Below are 16608 nucleotides of genomic sequence, written 5' to 3' on the forward strand. Positions count from 1 at the left end.
CACCCCTGACGGCAATTGCCAGTAGGTCAGAATTGCAGAAAAACCACTATTTGGTTTTGTGGCGAATGATATTAAAGCCTTCATCTTCCGTCGGTGGCGCGAAATAGCTGCTGATCAGATCAAATTCAGCGTCTGTTGTTTGAAAAGGATGGACTCCAGCTGCGTTTCGGGCATGAAGCCGCGCCTTACATATCTCATCTGCTACATCTAGATAATGCAATTCATGCGCGACACCCGCCTCCTCAAACAAGGCTTTTGACCATAAACGACCCTCAATCGTATTCGCCGGGAAATCGAGCACCACGGTTATACCTGCTGCCAGTAATTGTTTTATATACTCTTCAAGGACTGTTTTTAGCCGTCCTGAGCACCGAACATAGTCCCTCAGATCCTTTATTTCGCCAGGGTAGAGCGATGACAGCCAGACATCTTCACTAAGGAGTACGGTATTTGAGTTATCGGCGAGCTTACGGGCAATCGTTGATTTACCCGAACCAATTTTCCCGCAAACTAGATGCAGAGCGGGCTTAGTTGGGGTTTTTAAATTTTCTGAAGGCATAAATTCTTCTCCGTGAACATGAAAGCGCTCGAAGAGACGGCATTAAAAAACCCGCCTCAAGGGGCGGGTTGGACGTGCGACTTAAGACACAGGTTATCCCGCCATTATTCCAATGGTGCTAATAATCCGGGCAATAATAAGGATGCAATAAGTCATCCTGAATTTCTAGTCGGGCATCTGGTCCCTGTCAAGCGCTGTAAATCGTCGCGAAAGACGCGATTATCTCTTTTCTTTGCAATAAGTTTTCTATACAAGACCAAAATTGTCTGTTATAAAATCTTGAAATAAGACTATTTTAGTACGATATAGATGATATCATGATAAAACTGAGCAAAATGACAGATTACGGTGTGGTGATTATGTCCGAGATGGCACGGGTGCCTGGTCGGGTTATGACAGCACCTGATGTTTCCCTGCATACTGGTTTAACCGTACCGACAGCTGCAAAAATCTTGCGCATATTGGCGAAGGGTAAGATGCTGATCTCGCATCGTGGCGCCCATGGCGGATACGAGCTGACAGTACGCCCTGCAGAAATATCCATAGCGGAGATCGTCCGGGCCATGGAAGGGCCCCTCGCCGTCACATCCTGTGTGGATGAAAGCGACGAAGATTGCTCGGTTGAGGAAAACTGCCCCATGCGCGGCGGTTGGGAGAAAATAAATCGGGCGCTGAATGCGGCGCTTGAAGAAGTGACCCTGGCTGATATGTGCCAGGATACCTATCAGATCAGTTTACAAAAGAGGTCACTGGACAGCATTGACGCTGTATCATTGACCAGTGCGGAGTAAAGAAATGGCCATTAGCCAGGAAACAGTCGAGCAAGTTGCTTCGGTTTCAGAAAAGTACAAATACGGGTTTGTCAGCGATATTGAAGCAGATACCGCCCCCATTGGCCTGAGCGAAGACATTGTCCGCTTTATTTCTGCGAAGAAGGAAGAGCCGGAATGGCTTCTGGCATGGCGTTTGAAGGCGTATCGTCACTGGTTGACCATGGAAGAGCCGGAATGGGCAAAGGTTGATTATCCGAAAATCGATTTTCAGGACATTTATTACTATTCCGCCCCCAAGGTGAAGGACAAGCTTAAAAGCCTGGACGAAGTTGATCCGGAAATTCTGGAAATCTATAAAAAACTTGGAATTCCGCTCAAGGAACAGGAAGTGCTGGCTGGCGTTGAAGGCGCGTATAACGTGGCAGTCGATGCGGTGTTTGACAGTGTTTCCGTCGCCACAACCTTTAAGGCCCGGCTGGAGGAAGAAGGCGTGATCTTCTGCCCGATTTCCGAAGCGGTGCGCAACCATCCTGAATTGGTCAAGAAATATATCGGCTCTGTTGTTCCCTATACAGATAACTACTACGCGGCCCTGAATTCCGCCGTCTTTACGGACGGATCCTTCTGTTATATTCCAAAGGGCGTGCGCTGCCCCATGGAGCTCAGCACCTATTTCCGCATCAATGCGGCCCAGACGGGACAGTTTGAACGAACACTTATCATTGCAGATGATGAGAGCTATGTGAGTTATCTGGAAGGCTGTACGGCCCCCATGCGGGACGAGAACCAACTGCATGCGGCCGTGGTTGAGCTGATTATCCATAAAGATGCGGAGATCAAGTATTCTACGGTCCAAAACTGGTATCCCGGCGATGAAAATGGCGTTGGTGGCATTTATAACTTTGTTACCAAGCGCGCTGCCTGCCGCGGTGAAAATGCCAAGGTGTCTTGGACACAAGTGGAAACAGGTTCCGCCATCACTTGGAAATACCCGTCCTGTATCCTGCAGGGTGATAATTCTGTTGGCGAGTTCTATTCCATTGCCATCACGAATAATATGCAACAGGCCGATACCGGAACCAAGATGATCCATCTGGGTAAGAACACCTCCAGCACCATCATCTCCAAGGGGATATCGGCGGGTAAGGCACAGAATACTTACCGCGGATTGGTGCGTATGGGCCGAAAAGCCGACAACGCGCGTAACCATACGGTTTGTGACAGCCTGCTCATTGGCGACAAATGTGGTGCGCATACGGTTCCGTATATCGAAAACCAGAGCCGGACAGCGAAAATAGAACATGAAGCAACCACGTCTAAAGTTAGTGAAGAACAGCTGTTCTATTGCCAGCAACGTGGTTTGACAGAAGAAGAAAGCATGGCCCTGATTGTCAATGGTTTCTGCAAGGAAGTGCTTCAGAAACTCCCCATGGAATTCGCGGTTGAAGCCCAGAAATTGGTCGGCATCAGCCTTGAAGGCTCTGTTGGATAATGAAATTCGAGCCCATTGGCTCAAGAAAAAGATAGAGAGACGATATGTTAGAAATTAAAGACCTTCATGCCACAGTTGGTGGCAAGGAAATTCTTAAGGGCATCACCCTGACCATCAATGCCGGTGAAATCCACGCGGTAATGGGCCCCAATGGCGCCGGCAAAAGCACACTTTCCTATGTGTTGGCTGGCCGCGATGGATATGAAGTAACCAGCGGTACGGTCACCTATAAGGGCGAAGATCTGCTGGCGTTGTCACCAGATGAGCGCGCAACCAAGGGCATTTTCCTGGCTTTTCAGTATCCGGTCGAAATCCCGGGCGTGGCCTCTGCTACCTTTATGAAAACCGCTTACAACGCACAGCGTAAAGCCCGAGGCGAACAGGAAGTGGACGCCATGGAATTCCTGAAACTGATCCGGATCAAGACAAATGAACTCGGGATCAAGGACGATATGCTGAAGCGCGCCGTCAATGTCGGGTTCTCTGGCGGCGAAAAGAAACGCAATGAAGTGCTGCAGATGGCGTTGCTGGAACCTGATCTGATGCTGCTCGATGAAACGGATTCGGGCCTTGATATCGATGCGCTGAAAATCGCGGCTGACGGCGTCAATCGCCTCCGTAGTCCGGAACGTGCCGGTCTGATAATTACCCATTATCAGCGGCTTCTGGATTATATCGTTCCAGATTTTGTCCATGTTCTGGCGGACGGCCGTATTGTAAAATCCGGCGACAAGTCCCTGGCGCTGGAGCTGGAAGAAAAAGGCTACACTGAAATGAGTGCAGCCTAAAATTAAGTATGACGTGTAAGATATTGGTAAATTTGAGAAAATTATGGAAAAACTAACACCTCTTGCCCAAAACTATGTGGACCGGTTCACAACGGAACTGGCGCTTTTACCCGGGCATCAAAATCCGGCAACGGCACAGCTACGCACGGACGGGCTCAATGCCTTTGCCGACCTGGATTTTCCCAATCACCGGATTGAAGAATGGCGCTTCACAAATCTGAATGCATTGACCAAAGGGGTGGCAAACGACGCCGACGCCATAGACGGCACGGCTATTTCCGGTCCTGAATTCGAGACACCGTATGCCATGATTTTCGTCAACGGACGTTTTGATGCCGGCACCAGCCAAATCAGCGCCCTGCCCGCAGGTGTTCACCTGTCTTCATTGGCAGCGGAGCTGGACGCCGGAAATACAGACCTCATTTCAAATAAGGCGACAGAGCAATCCCTTGTTGCCCTTAATACTGCCTTTATGGAAGATGGATTTGTGTTGACTGTTGACGCTGGTGTCATCCTTGACCGTCCATTGCAGATCAAATTTCTCGCGACAGCGGCAACAGACCGCCCTGCCCGGCATATGCGCAATGTGGTTCGAATTGGAGCCGGCGCGCAGGTTACATTGCTGGAAGAACATATCAGTGAGGGAACCCTGAGCTATTTTGCCAATCCACAAACAAGTATTACGTTGGCTTCTGGATCGCAACTTCAACATTTCAAGTATCAGAACGAAAGCATTAACGCGTTTCATCTAGCGTTGACAGAATGTGAAGTCGCCGACGATGCGACATATGAGAATTTCAGCCTTTCCACCGGCGCCAAACTGTCCCGTAACGAATTGGCCACGACCATTGTCGGCTCTGGTGCGAAAAGCATTTTGAACGGTGCCTATCTCATGCGCGGCAAGCAACATTGTGATACGACCACACTGACCCGTCATACAGTTCCAAAGAATGATAGTGAACAAGTGTATAAGGGCGTTCTTGATGACGAGGCCCGCGGCATCTTTCAGGGGAAAATCCAGATTTCGAAGGATGCCCAGCAGGTTGGAGGTGATCAGCTCAGCAAAGCGTTGCTTTTGTCCGATCGGGCGACAGTTGCCTGTAAGCCGGAGTTGGAAATCTATGCCGATGACGTGAAATGCAGCCATGGGGCGACATCTGGAGAGTTGGACGAAGATGCCCTCTTCTATCTGCAGTCCCGGGGCATTGATGAAAAATCCGCGCGGAAAATACTAATTGATGCCTTTTTAGCTGATGTCATTGAGGAAATTTCCGACGATGCCGTTAAAACCTATTTTTCAGATATCGCCACTGAGTGGCTGGATCGGGTGTAAGGAGCTGTCATGAATGATATGACAACATTTGATATTGAAAAGATCCGCCGGGATTTTCCTATTTTTTCAACGGAAGTTCATGGCAAGCCACTGACCTATCTCGACAGCGGAGCGTCCGCGCAAAAACCGACTGTGGTACTGGACGCGGTGCAGAAAGCTTATGCAGAAACCTATGCCAATGTGCATCGGGGGGTGCATTTCTTGAGCCAATCTTCAACGGAGCTTTATGAAGCGTCCCGGGAAACCATTCGCGCCCATATTAATGCGGCGAGCCTGGATGAAGTGATCTTCACGAAAAACGCCACGGAATCCATTAATTTGGTCGCCGCGTCCTATGGCGGTGCTAATTTGCAGCCGGGGGATGAAATTATCCTCTCTTATCTTGAGCACCATTCCAACATCGTGCCCTGGCAGTTGATAGCCGAGAAAACAGGCGCGACGGTCCGGGCAGTTCCCATCGATGAGCATGGCGAGTTTATGCTCGACAGCTATCTGGAAATGCTGGGACCCAAAACAAAAATAGTTGCCGTTACCCATATCTCCAACGCCATTGGAACCATCACACCGGTTCGGCAAATCATTGATGCCGCTCATGATGCAGGCGCCGTGGTGCTGATTGACGGGTCACAGGCCGTGCCGCATTTAAAAGTGGATATGCAGGAAATTGGCGCAGATTTCTATGTATTCACCGGCCATAAAGTCTTCGGACCGACGGGCATTGGGGTTCTCTATGGGAAAGCAGAATTACTCGACAAAATGCCCCCCTATCAAGGCGGCGGCGATATGATCAATCGGGTAACCTTTGAAAAAACCACTTATGCCAAGGGCCACAGCAAGTTCGAAGCCGGAACCCCGCCGATTGTTCAGGCCATTGGTCTTGGCACCGCAATTGATTATTTGAACGGTATTGGCCTCGACAAGATTGGTGCCCACGAACAATCTCTACTGGCTTATGCCACGGAACAACTGAGCCAGATCAACAGCGTCAAGATCATTGGTCAGGCAAAGCACAAAGCGAGCATTATTTCCTTCACCATGGAAGGCGTTCATCCCCATGATATCGGAACGATTGTTGATCGCAGTGGTGTGGCCATCCGGGTTGGCCATCATTGCGCCCAGCCGTTGATGGACCATTTTGATGTGGCATCGACGGCGCGTGCGTCTTTCGCCCTCTATAACAACCGCGCAGATGTTGATGCCTTGATCGCGTCCATTCAAAGCGTCCAAGAAATATTCGGGTAAGGTAGATTTATGTTCGACGATTTGAGAGAATTATATCAAGAAGTGATACTCGATCACAGCAAGCATCCGCGGAACTTCCGCCGCCCGGAAGATGCCAATCATGAAGCCCATGGCTATAACCCGCTTTGTGGGGACACGGTCAATGTGTACTTGAAAATGGGCCATAACGGTTTGATTGAGGATGCCGCATTTGAAGGTAAAGGCTGCGCCATATCCCTTGCCTCCGCCTCCATGATGACTGAAATCATCAAGGGCAAAACCGAAGGCGAAGCCAAAACGATCTTTGATGGCTTTCAAAAACTGGTCAAAGGCGAAGATGATAACTTTGACGCTGGAGAAGATACAGAGCGCCTGATGGTGCTGGCGGGTGTGAAGGAATTCCCCATGCGAGTGAAATGCGCCACCCTTGCCTGGCACGCCATGACTTCTGCCATGGATGACAGTGAAGAGATTTCGACGGAATAGGATTTGTGATGACAGTTGTAGATAAAATAGAGCGGCCCAAGGCCACGGGACCTTATGTGGAAGGAACGTCGTCCAATCCACTGGAAGCGCCGGTCGTCGAAGCAATACGAGGTATTTTTGATCCGGAAATTCCGGTCAATATCTATGATTTAGGCCTTATTTACGTAATTGATATCGCAGATGACGGTGACGTCTTTGTGGGTATGACTTTAACGGCGCCTGGCTGCCCTGTCGCCGGCGAAATCCCCATTTGGGTGCGGGATGCTGTATTGCCGGTCATTGGCGTCAAAAACGTCTCCGTGGAGATCCTGTGGGACCCACCATGGACGCCAGATAACATGTCAGAAGCGGCAAAGCTTGATTTAGGGATGTTTTAAGACAATATTTGTATAATAGAGTTTGGGGTAACCCCGAGGTAAATGATGACTGATACACAGATTATGACAATGACAGAGCGGGCCATGGTACGGGTGCAAACTCTGCTTGGCCAGAATGACGGCGACACGCTGGGCCTGCGCATTGGGATTACCAATACGGGCTGTAACGGTCTGAGCTATACCATGGACTATGCCTCGGACCAGAAACCCGATGATGCCATTGTTAAAACCGATAGTGTCACGCTGTTGATTGACTATGACGCGGTTCAATATGTGGCGGGAACTGAAATGGACTGGCTCGAAGAAGGCCTGCAATCCAGATTCACTTTTGAAAATCCCAACGAAAAAGGCCGTTGTGGCTGTGGTTCCTCTTTTCACGTCTAGGGTTTAATCCAGATGTACGCTGTTCGACTTCTCTTGATTGGTTTGTTCCTGGTTGTCGGGCCTGTCACAGTCCTGCAAGCCGCCGAAATTGGCACCTTGGGTAAATATGGTATTCGTCATGTCACCGCGCCGCAGGCGGCGGAATTGATCGAGACACAAACCGACGTCATCATTCTTGATGTGAGAACACCCGAAGAGTTCAACAGCGGTCATGTTGAAGGGGCGATTAACATCGACTATCATGGCATCGAATTTGCCAAGCTGATCGGCGAACTTGACACAGATCAGCATTATCTCTTGTATTGCCGCTCCGGATTTAGAAGCGGCCGCACCCTGCCCCTGATGCTCCGCGCCGGCTTGACCAAAATCAGCCACCTCGACGGCGGTATGAATACCTGGAACGCCGCCGGGCTACCCGTCGTTACGCAGTAGATTTATTTTTTCGCTGCCCCAAAACTTCAATAACACCGGCGCCGACGATCAGACAGGTACCGGTGAATTCACGCAGGCCAAAGGGTTCCCCTGAAAAAAACGCAGCGGATCCAACACCAACGATTACCTCGCTCATGAGCAGAATACCGACGCGCGCAGGGCTGAGACGGGATGCCGGCCAGACTGTCAGGATCAACATCGGCAGCACATAAAGCGCGGCCAACAGCCCGGTCGGCAATGCCCCAATCATCTGAGCTGGCGAAGGCCTAGCCCCAAATACGTCGCCGCCCAGCAGCAGCGCAACGCCGGTCACAACCAGGGCACCGGCCACAAAGGACAGGCATTGGGCCAGAGTGGCGACAGTCCCCATGCGATAGAGGAACATGGTTCCTAAAGCCCAACACATGCCAGCGATGAGCGCCAGCCAATCGCCTAGATTGCGGGGCCAGGGGAACTCAACGCCCAGGCCAAAGACAACCAGCAATCCACCCAATCCGAAAACAAGCGCGACAGCACGGGTTACGGTAAATTTTTCTTTAAGGAACAATATCCCAAGAATGGTGCCCCAAACCGGCGTCAGATAAAACAGCAGGATCGTCCGGATGACTTCCGTAAACAGTAAGCTCGTGGCGTAACAGGCAAAGGCGGCGCCCGTAAACAATCCACTTAACGCCAACGGTTTCCAGACAGACCGGACAAGTTTCCAGTTGATAAATAAAACGGGGAGAAGAAACAGGACGGCTCCGGCATAAATCACAACTCCTGGCCATGCTCCTTGGAGTCCCAACTCGCCGAGAGCCCGCACGGGCAGCCAGAATAATCCCCAAAGAACGCCCGCGCCGACAATCCCGAGGCTGGGCAATAAGTCTGAAGAGGCCCCTGACGATTTCATTGAGTTACGGGTTAGATGGTCGCGACATTGATCCAGTTGTCATGGAGGTTGCACAACGAGACGACATAGAATTGCCCCGAATAACCGCTCACCTCGAACCGGGAGCGTGGCATATCAAAATTCACATCAAAAACCTGTTCGGCCATGAAATCAAAATTCTGATCCATGAGAATATGCTTGATGATAAAATGATCATGATCCATGGGGTGGCGGACCGCGGCGCGGATCAACGCATTGCTGCCGTCTTTTTCGACTTTAATTAACGGCGAATGTCCTTTTTCCTTGCCTTTCCAGCGACCCGGATTCTCACTTGAGAAAAAGAACTTTCCCGCCAAGGTTCGAAGAGCACCCTTTAATTCAACATCTGGTGTATTTGCAAAAACCGGCCCTGCGAATGCCGCAGACGCCAGTCCGCTTCCCGCCAATGTCAACGCCTGGCGGCGGCTGAATTGTGTGTTTCGTTTAAGCATTTTTGCATTCTCCGAATAATATCGAGAACCAATGTGTCCGATAACGCCCTCGCCCGCAAGGTTATACCATCAAATCGCCACAATTTCTAGGTCCTTTCACTCGCGCAGCGCCGGCAATCCAACACCAGTTGCCTGAAAACCGCCATCGGCGGAGAGTAACTGTCCCGTTATATAACTGGCCTCGTCCGAGCAGAGGAAACATATGGCATTGGCGATTTCCTGCTCTACCCCATAGCGATTGAGCGGGATGGCCTCATGATAGGCTTTGCGGATTTGCGGCGTGTGCACGGCAAGCGCCAGCTTGGTATCGACCGGGCCCGGCGCCACCGTGTTGACGCGTATACCAAGCCCACCATACTCAACGGCCTGCTGTTTTGATAAATGGATCACCGCTGCTTTCGAGGTGCCATAGGCGACGCGCATGGTGCTCGCCCGAACCCCGGAAATCGACGCGATATTGACAATCGCCCCGCCCGGTTGCGCCATAAACGGCAGGCAGGCCTGCGCCATCAGGAACGGCCCATCCAGGTTGGTCCGCATCACCCTTCGCCAACGCTCAAACGTGGTTTCCGCGATGGGTCCAAAATCTGCGACACCGGCATTATTGACAAGCGCATCCAGCGTGCCAAAGGCCGCCGTCACCTCACCGGCCATCCGCGCGACCTGCGTCGGATCGGACACATCGGCCTCAATCACCAATACATTCTCAAGATCACTGGCGGCATGGCGCAACTCGTCGCCATCAATATCGATCATGGCAACGTGCCAGCCGCGACCCAGAAAGGTCCGAGTGGTGGCCAGGCCAATACCTCGGGCGGCACCGGTAACTAAGGCTGTTTTGGTCATGGATCCTCGATCAAATTGACAGATACTGATATAGCTACAGACTATAAAGAATCCATGAGACAATCACCACAAACATTCAATTTCCACGCAAATTGTCAAAAAGAATAATGACAGCAAGATTTATTTCCGCTTGTTCGCCGAACATTACTAGGCGTAGACTGACCTATCCACACAATATTGCGACAGCGGGAATGATTATAACAAAAGACAACAGCAACCAGTTCTCACGAAGAGATTTATTGAAAACAACGGGACTTGTTGCGTTAACTGCAGGTGTTAGCTCAACCATGACCGGCACCTCTTCGGCCCAGGCCGCATCTCAGGTTGCGTCAGGCGCGAAGCATGAGGGGCCATACAATATTCTCCTGATAGTGACGGATCAGGAACGTCATATGTCCGCAGATGAATTACCCATTGGCTACCGCCTACCGGGCCATGAACGTATGGCCAAGAATGGGGTGGTTTTTGAAAATCACCAAGTTGCATCTTGCGTCTGCACGCCCTCGCGCGCGGTCATGTATACCGGCCAGCATATCCAGAATAACGGCATGTTCGATAACACCAATTTCCCATGGTCCGGCAGCATGTCGACAGATATCGATACGGTTGGAGATTTGCTACGAAAAGAAGGCTATTACACGGCCTACAAAGGCAAATGGCACCTGACCGAGGAATTTGAGACGGCCAATAATCTGAACGCCCCGACAAGAATACTCTCTGCGGAAATGGAGGAATACGGATTTTCTGACTATTTCGGCATCGGCGACATCATCGCCCATACTGAAGGGGGCTATCTTCATGATGACGTTATTTCGGCCATGAGCCGCAGTTGGCTCAGAGGGACGGGTGAGAAACTTCGCGAAGAAAAGAAACCTTGGTTTATGGCCGTCAATATGGTCAATCCGCATGACGTCATGTATTACAATACAGATAAGCCTGATCAAAGTGACCAATCCAAACAAGCCCTGTTACAGATCAACCGAGAGCCGCAAAATGCCGGTTTTCAAACGAATTGGAATCCAGCGATCCCGGCCTCCCACAGCCAGGCAGTTGACGGAACAGGGCGACCCAAAGCCCATTTAGATTACAGAAATTCCCGCGGCGTAATGGTTGGGGTTGTTCCAAACGAAGAGGAAAGATGGCGACGACTAAATAACTACTATTTCAACTGCATTCAGGATGTAGACAAAAACATCGTTGAAATTCTGGATGAAATGGACGACTTGGGAATTACCGACAACACCATTATTATCTTTACCGCGGATCATGGCGAGTTGGGAGGCGCTCATGGGCTGAATGGCAAAGGCGCGACAGCTTACCGCGAACAGAATAATGTCCCCTTCACCATTGTACATCCTGCCTATAAAGGGGGGAAACGCTGCCGGGCGGTGACGTCGCATGTGGATCTTGCCACCACGTTGATCAGCATGGCGGGCGGCGATCCGTCAACAGCCAAAGATTTGCCGGGCAAGGACATAACGACGTTGTTGGAAAACCCAGAGGCGGCAAAGGTCGATAGTCTACGTGCGGGCGCGCTCTACAACTACAATATGTTTGCGTATGTAGATCAGGATTTTTTTGGTAAAATCGGCAAGTATTTTGCCGATGGTGGCAAAGCCGAAGATATTGCAAATCAAGGATTTAGGCCAAATTTGAAAAAGCGCGGTGCTATTCGCACAATCCATGACGGAAATTACAAATTCAGCCGTTATTACTCACCGCTGGAACACCATACGCCAAAAACAATGGAACAGTTATTCGCCCAAAATGATGTGGAGTTGTTTGACCTAAAAAACGATCCGCTTGAGATCAACAATCTGGCAATAGATCCAAAAAAGAATGCAGACCTTATCATGCTGATGAACGACAAGCTCAACCTTCTGATTGAAATAGAAGTGGGTGAGGATACAGGGACAATGCTGCCAAAAATAGACGGAATCGATTGGCAACTGCCGGCTTCAATCAAACAGCTCCGAATGTAGGAGAATATGTTACGCGCCGGTAAAAATAGGATCGCCAGTCTATAAATGCCCCGTTCATTTTCCGCTACAGGTAAATCAATCCTGTCAAAAACAGATAACGGTGCTTGGCCCTCTTATGTTTACAACGGGCGCGCCATGAGCATACCATGATGATCATCATCAGGAGATAGTCATGACAGTGTCCCATCCACATTCCTCAGCCCGGTTCTTGCCGAAATACGGACTATTGCTCATTGTGATGATGTGCGCACCGATCGTCCCCGCACAGTCTGCCGAGCTCATCATAAATGATTACACGGATGTGGAAGCCTATTTTGAGCGGGAAGGCTTTACGCAGGAAAGCTGGAAAGCCGGCGGGCGCGAGGTGCCGAATTTCAGCTTCAAGGCAGTTGGCGAAACCTGGCGCAGTGAAACCGTCCCAAAAATAGATGTACCGACCAAGAAACGCCTGTTTTTCCGCGCCCTCGCGCCGTTTGGTCTGAAAGCCAACAACGCCGTGATGGTTGATCGAACACGGCTGCTAAACTTATCGAAAGCCAGCGACTTGTCAGCAGTGGACCAAAGCTGGCTTGTTGATCTGGCTTTGCGCTACCGAGTGATGAAAGAACCAGTCCCGTCCCTCTCCTCCGATCAGCTGACCGAACTCACTCGCCGCGTCGATATCGTGCCGCTGTCGTTGATCCTCGCGCAGTCGGCTGAGGAAAGCGGCTGGGGCACTTCCCGGTTCACGGCAGAAGGCAACTCGCTGTTTGGCCAATGGAGTTGGGGGAAAGACGCCATGATCCCCAAGCAGCAGCGCAAAGAGCTGGGTAATTATGGGCTGGCGTCCTTTGATACCGTGTTGGAGGCGGTCAAATCCTACGTCCATAACCTCAATAGCGGCACCGCCTACAAACAACTCCGTCAGATCCGCTACGATCTGCGCAAAAAAGGCGAAGACGTGCGCGGCAAGGCATTGTCAGAAGGCCTCAGCAAATATTCCGAACGCGGTGCCGATTACGTCAAGGGTATCCAAGCCATCATGCGCATCAACAAACTCGCCGATGCCGACTACGCTTATCTCGCCGATGAAGAAGAGACCGTCTTTATTCCAGCGAAACAGTAGCCGGGGTCAGAATACCTCCTGCTTGGAGGCGACAGGTGCCGTTTTCGTCTTTAAATAGGCCTTGGACAGGATCCAGGCGGTCATGACGAGGGCGATGTAAGATGCAATATATTGCACACCGTAGAAAAAAAACGACAACACAACCATCGTCGTGTCGCTCACTTTTATAACGTCGATTGTTTTCGAGTAAATGAACGGGATCATTGCACCTAGTGCAGCAACTAGTGCAAAGGACATTAGGATGACGGCCGGGCCAATAAGTAACCGACCAAAAACAAAAGTGAAAGTCTTTTTCCCCCGCACCAAGATACCACTAAGTCCGCTGCGTTGACGGCTGACAATCGCCGGAAGCAACGTGCCAAAGAAGCTATAGCAAAAAAGGAATATCAGCGTCACTAAAATCCGGATCGACCAGAATATATTGGATTTTGTACCCTGATTATCATGCTCAGAGACAATCTCATTGATCATGGCGGCAAGTGGCGACGGGAGTAGTTGCAACAAAAGTGGCACGTGTAGAAGGAACAAAATAAAAGCAAAAAACACAAGTTGTCCTGTCCAGCGGATATCGATTTTATTTTTCACGCCGAGAACCTGTTCACAGGCCTTGAACATCAGCAAGGCCTCCGCCAGCTGCTTAACAAAATACACCGCGTTGTATTTAAAAACTCGGCTTTCGATCAAAATACTGTAAAGCGTCTCACCGCCGATAGTTAGGATAAGACCTTTGAGCGGGCCAAAAACCAGCTCACAAGCAATGACCAGTAATACATAGGGATACAGCCGAACGAATAGTTTGAAAGACTGTGGATACATCAGGCCCCAGTCTCCGCCGGACGATCTTCAGTCTCTAAAAACGCATGAGAGAAAATCCAGGCGGTCATGACGATGGCCCAGGCCTGGACGACATAGACAAGGGCTGAAACAACAAACATAGAAATATTTGGCTGCCAGCCGGTCTGGAACCAGGTTTCCGGAAGGTCCGCTAATAAGGGAAGAAAGCCGAAAGCCAGCAACGACAGGACGAATATCAGGCCGGGCCCGTAAATCAGGCGGATCACCATATACCAGAAAGTTGATTTACCGCGGGCGAACGCTTTGCCGACCCCGCGCTCCCGATTGACCACATAAGCCGGCATCCAGGTTCCCATTAATCCAAAAATGAGAAGGCTGAAAACACCTGCCAGAGGCAACATTATAAGGGCAATTTCACCAATTCTCTCATCCCGATCACCGCCGGTCCCCATATCCAGTCCGTAATACAGAAAAAAGGTTAATCCCCCTGCTGTCAGAACTATCAAAAAAATAAGTCCCAAATTCCGGCCCATAAATCCAACGAACCGTGTACTTGCCGCCTTTCTGTTCTTTGAGCCGGGTAAAAGAATGTCCACATGGGCGTAAAATGCCAGAACACAATAGAGAACAGATATCCCAATTCCCTTGCTACTATTGCCGACGATTTCCTTTTCGGCCAGGACTCGGATGACGATCTCGCCGATTACTGCCAGCAACACATAAGGATACAGCCGGAAAGTCAGGGCCAGCGATTGACGATACATGACAGGATACTCCACCAAGTTGTACTCAAGACCCCTATCCCTAGCAAGAGCTGGCGGATTATTCCACTTTTTTATGCGTATTCAGCCGCCTCGGGTTCGGCTTCTGACAGGAGAAACGTGGTGGAGAAAATCCAGGCGGTCATAACGATGGCCCCGCATTGAACGGTGTTGACAATTATTGCGTAGCCAAATTTTGACAGATTGGGTTGCCAGCCGTTCTGGAAATATGTGCCCGGAAGATCCGTCACAACCGGAATATAGGCAAAGGCGAACAGGGATACAAAAAACAAAAACCCGGGCCCGATGATCAACCGGCCGGTCACATACCAGAATGTCGCTCTCCCCCGGTCTATAGCCGCGCCAACCCCGCGTCCGCGGTCCACCACAAAAGCCGGCAGTAACGTGCCCAGCAACCCATAGACTAGCAAACTGAACAAAGCGACGACGGGCAGCATGATGAGGGCAACGGTTTCTGACGTCGGCTGGTCACTTTGGCGATCCGCAAGGCCCGAACCATGGTACAGGGCGATTGTCACGATAATGGCCGGTAGAGTAATCAGGAAAATAAGTCCGATGGTGCGAAAAATGAACCCAAGCCAACGTTTTACCATTGTCTCCCGGTTCAGTGGGCCGAGGCTCAGGATGTCCACATGGGCGTAAAAGGCCAAAATGCTGTAGAGGATGGAAATCGATAATCCGCCGCTGCTATTACCCCACAGCCCCTTCTCCATCAGCACCCGTAAGATCAGCTCACCAAGGATCGCCAGAAGCACAAACGGATACAAGCGACAGGTGATATCAAGGGTTTGACGATACATAGCGGGGAGCCTTTTATTGGATAAACAACAACACCCCATTATCTAGCAAAAAATATACACCAATTCTACTCAATTATGGCAATTTCGAGGCATTTTCTTTTTCTCGTTGTCCGCCACTGGAAACCGGTTATGGGTCTTCCTATGTATGGTGCAAGACGCAAATCAGCTCTGGATAATTTGGATAAATATTACAATTTATCTATTTGAAATCAACAAGTTGATGTTTGCGCCGACCACGGCCCAAGACTAAAATCCAGGCGGCGTTTAGAAACGAAACACAACAGGCCTATGCAGGCTGTTGTATGAGGCAGAGCCTTTGCCGCCGAAATGGCAAAAGCATGTGAAACGATAGAGTAAAGGACAGAGAAAATGAATATTCTAATGGTATTGACCTCCCACGATACGCTGGGTGACACAGGTGAAAAAACCGGTTTCTGGCTCGAAGAATTTGCTGCCCCCTATTATGTGATGAAAGACGCCGGTGTGTCGGTGACGTTAGCCTCCCCCAACGGCGGACAGCCACCGCTGGATCCAAAAAGTGACGCAGAGGATTTCCAGACCGCCGCCACGCGACGTTTTTACGATGATCCGGAAGCCCAGAAAGATCTGGCGCAAACCAAAAAACTGCATTTTGTTGAATTCCAGAAATATGACGCCGTCTTCTACCCCGGCGGGCATGGTCCCCTTTGGGATCTGGCAGAAGATGACTTCAATAATAAATTGATCGAGTTTTTCGATGCCAACAACCGGCCCATTGCCGCTGTCTGTCATGCACCGGGTATATTCCGCCATACATTGGGCAAAGATGGCAAACCCTTCGTTAATGGTCGCCGGGTAACCGGTTTTACCAACAGCGAAGAAGAAGCTGTGGGCCTGACCGACGTGGTGCCTTTCCTGGTCGAGGATATCCTGATCAAAAATGGCGGCATTTATTCAAAGTCCGATGATTGGGCTCCCTACACCGTGGTTGATGGCAACCTGATTACGGGCCAAAATCCTGCCTCCTCCGAACGGACAGCTAGTGCCCTGATGGCTCAGCTTAGTGCCAGAAAAGCAGCCTAGCGCAACTGTCCCCCTCCGTCTGCCAGCCC

The 16608-nt window shown here is 50.5% G+C and carries 19 protein-coding genes; 12 read left to right on the forward strand and 7 right to left on the reverse strand.

Annotated elements, in window-relative coordinates; all coding sequences use genetic code 11:
• Positions 1-46: 46 nt before the first annotated feature.
• Positions 47-559 (reverse strand): AAA family ATPase, encoded by a 513-nt coding sequence (locus V7723_RS15310; RefSeq protein WP_335685359.1) that lies wholly within the window; start codon positions 557-559, stop codon positions 47-49.
• A 317-nt stretch (positions 560-876) separates the two neighbouring features.
• Between V7723_RS15310 and V7723_RS15315 the strand changes: the two genes are divergently transcribed.
• Genes V7723_RS15315 through V7723_RS15355 form a run of 9 tightly spaced genes read left to right on the forward strand, consistent with a single transcriptional unit; the run spans position 877 to position 7845 of the window.
• Complete coding sequence (locus V7723_RS15315) at positions 877-1350, forward strand: SUF system Fe-S cluster assembly regulator (protein WP_335685360.1); 474 nt, start codon at positions 877-879, stop codon at positions 1348-1350.
• A 4-nt stretch (positions 1351-1354) separates the two neighbouring features.
• The gene (gene sufB, locus V7723_RS15320) at positions 1355-2824 is read left to right on the forward strand and encodes a Fe-S cluster assembly protein SufB (RefSeq protein WP_335685361.1); all 1470 of its coding nucleotides are present in this window, start codon (positions 1355-1357) and stop codon (positions 2822-2824) included.
• Between the two features lie 44 nt (positions 2825-2868).
• Positions 2869-3612 (forward strand): Fe-S cluster assembly ATPase SufC, encoded by a 744-nt coding sequence (sufC, locus tag V7723_RS15325; protein ID WP_335685362.1) that lies wholly within the window; start codon positions 2869-2871, stop codon positions 3610-3612.
• 43 nt (positions 3613-3655) lie between these two features.
• Positions 3656-4945 (forward strand): Fe-S cluster assembly protein SufD, encoded by a 1290-nt coding sequence (gene sufD, locus V7723_RS15330; RefSeq protein WP_335685363.1) that lies wholly within the window; start codon positions 3656-3658, stop codon positions 4943-4945.
• Positions 4946-4954: 9 nt separating this feature from the next.
• Complete coding sequence (locus V7723_RS15335; protein ID WP_335685364.1) at positions 4955-6187, forward strand: aminotransferase class V-fold PLP-dependent enzyme; 1233 nt, start codon at positions 4955-4957, stop codon at positions 6185-6187.
• A 9-nt stretch (positions 6188-6196) separates the two neighbouring features.
• Positions 6197-6652, forward strand: coding sequence for a Fe-S cluster assembly sulfur transfer protein SufU (sufU, locus tag V7723_RS15340; RefSeq protein WP_335685365.1), 456 nt, complete (start codon positions 6197-6199; stop codon positions 6650-6652).
• Positions 6653-6660: 8 nt separating this feature from the next.
• Positions 6661-7029, forward strand: coding sequence for a DUF59 domain-containing protein (locus V7723_RS15345; RefSeq protein ID WP_335685366.1), 369 nt, complete (start codon positions 6661-6663; stop codon positions 7027-7029).
• A gap of 42 nt (positions 7030-7071) precedes the next feature.
• Positions 7072-7413 (forward strand): HesB/IscA family protein, encoded by a 342-nt coding sequence (locus V7723_RS15350; protein ID WP_335685367.1) that lies wholly within the window; start codon positions 7072-7074, stop codon positions 7411-7413.
• 12 nt (positions 7414-7425) lie between these two features.
• Positions 7426-7845, forward strand: coding sequence for a rhodanese-like domain-containing protein (locus tag V7723_RS15355; protein WP_335685368.1), 420 nt, complete (start codon positions 7426-7428; stop codon positions 7843-7845).
• Here V7723_RS15355 and V7723_RS15360 read toward each other — a convergent pair.
• The 3 genes from V7723_RS15360 to V7723_RS15370 form a co-directional block, all read right to left on the reverse strand.
• Positions 7835-8737: a DMT family transporter gene (locus V7723_RS15360; protein ID WP_335685369.1), complete on the reverse strand. Its 903-nt coding sequence runs from the start codon at positions 8735-8737 to the stop codon at positions 7835-7837. The genes V7723_RS15355 and V7723_RS15360 overlap by 11 nt on opposite strands.
• A gap of 11 nt (positions 8738-8748) precedes the next feature.
• Positions 8749-9207 (reverse strand): desulfoferrodoxin family protein, encoded by a 459-nt coding sequence (locus V7723_RS15365; protein WP_335685370.1) that lies wholly within the window; start codon positions 9205-9207, stop codon positions 8749-8751.
• Positions 9208-9303: 96 nt separating this feature from the next.
• Positions 9304-10053 (reverse strand): SDR family NAD(P)-dependent oxidoreductase, encoded by a 750-nt coding sequence (locus V7723_RS15370; RefSeq protein WP_443024238.1) that lies wholly within the window; start codon positions 10051-10053, stop codon positions 9304-9306.
• Positions 10054-10244: 191 nt separating this feature from the next.
• Between V7723_RS15370 and V7723_RS15375 the strand changes: the two genes are divergently transcribed.
• Complete coding sequence (locus tag V7723_RS15375; protein ID WP_335685372.1) at positions 10245-12035, forward strand: sulfatase-like hydrolase/transferase; 1791 nt, start codon at positions 10245-10247, stop codon at positions 12033-12035.
• A 172-nt stretch (positions 12036-12207) separates the two neighbouring features.
• Complete coding sequence (locus V7723_RS15380) at positions 12208-13140, forward strand: glucosaminidase domain-containing protein (RefSeq protein ID WP_335685373.1); 933 nt, start codon at positions 12208-12210, stop codon at positions 13138-13140.
• Between the two features lie 6 nt (positions 13141-13146).
• Here the strand turns inward: V7723_RS15380 and V7723_RS15385 are convergent, their stop codons facing one another.
• The 3 genes from V7723_RS15385 to V7723_RS15395 all read right to left on the reverse strand — a co-directional run bounded on the left by V7723_RS15385 (position 13147) and on the right by V7723_RS15395 (position 15517).
• A complete protein-coding gene (locus V7723_RS15385; protein WP_335685374.1) occupies positions 13147-13956 on the reverse strand; it encodes a hypothetical protein in 810 nt (269 codons plus the stop codon).
• Positions 13956-14699 (reverse strand): hypothetical protein, encoded by a 744-nt coding sequence (locus V7723_RS15390; RefSeq protein ID WP_335685375.1) that lies wholly within the window; start codon positions 14697-14699, stop codon positions 13956-13958. The genes V7723_RS15385 and V7723_RS15390 overlap by 1 nt, the downstream gene beginning before the upstream one ends.
• A 71-nt stretch (positions 14700-14770) precedes the next feature.
• Positions 14771-15517, reverse strand: coding sequence for a hypothetical protein (locus tag V7723_RS15395; protein ID WP_335685376.1), 747 nt, complete (start codon positions 15515-15517; stop codon positions 14771-14773).
• Positions 15518-15886: 369 nt separating this feature from the next.
• Between V7723_RS15395 and V7723_RS15400 the strand changes: the two genes are divergently transcribed.
• Positions 15887-16579 carry a type 1 glutamine amidotransferase domain-containing protein gene (locus V7723_RS15400; protein ID WP_335685377.1) on the forward strand — a complete coding sequence of 231 codons (693 nt, stop codon included), beginning with the start codon at positions 15887-15889 and terminating at the stop codon, positions 16577-16579.
• Positions 16580-16608 lie beyond the last annotated feature (29 nt).

The organism is Sneathiella sp. (genome assembly GCF_036960985.1).
In the GTDB taxonomy this organism is placed as follows: Bacteria; Pseudomonadota; Alphaproteobacteria; order Sneathiellales; family Sneathiellaceae; genus Sneathiella.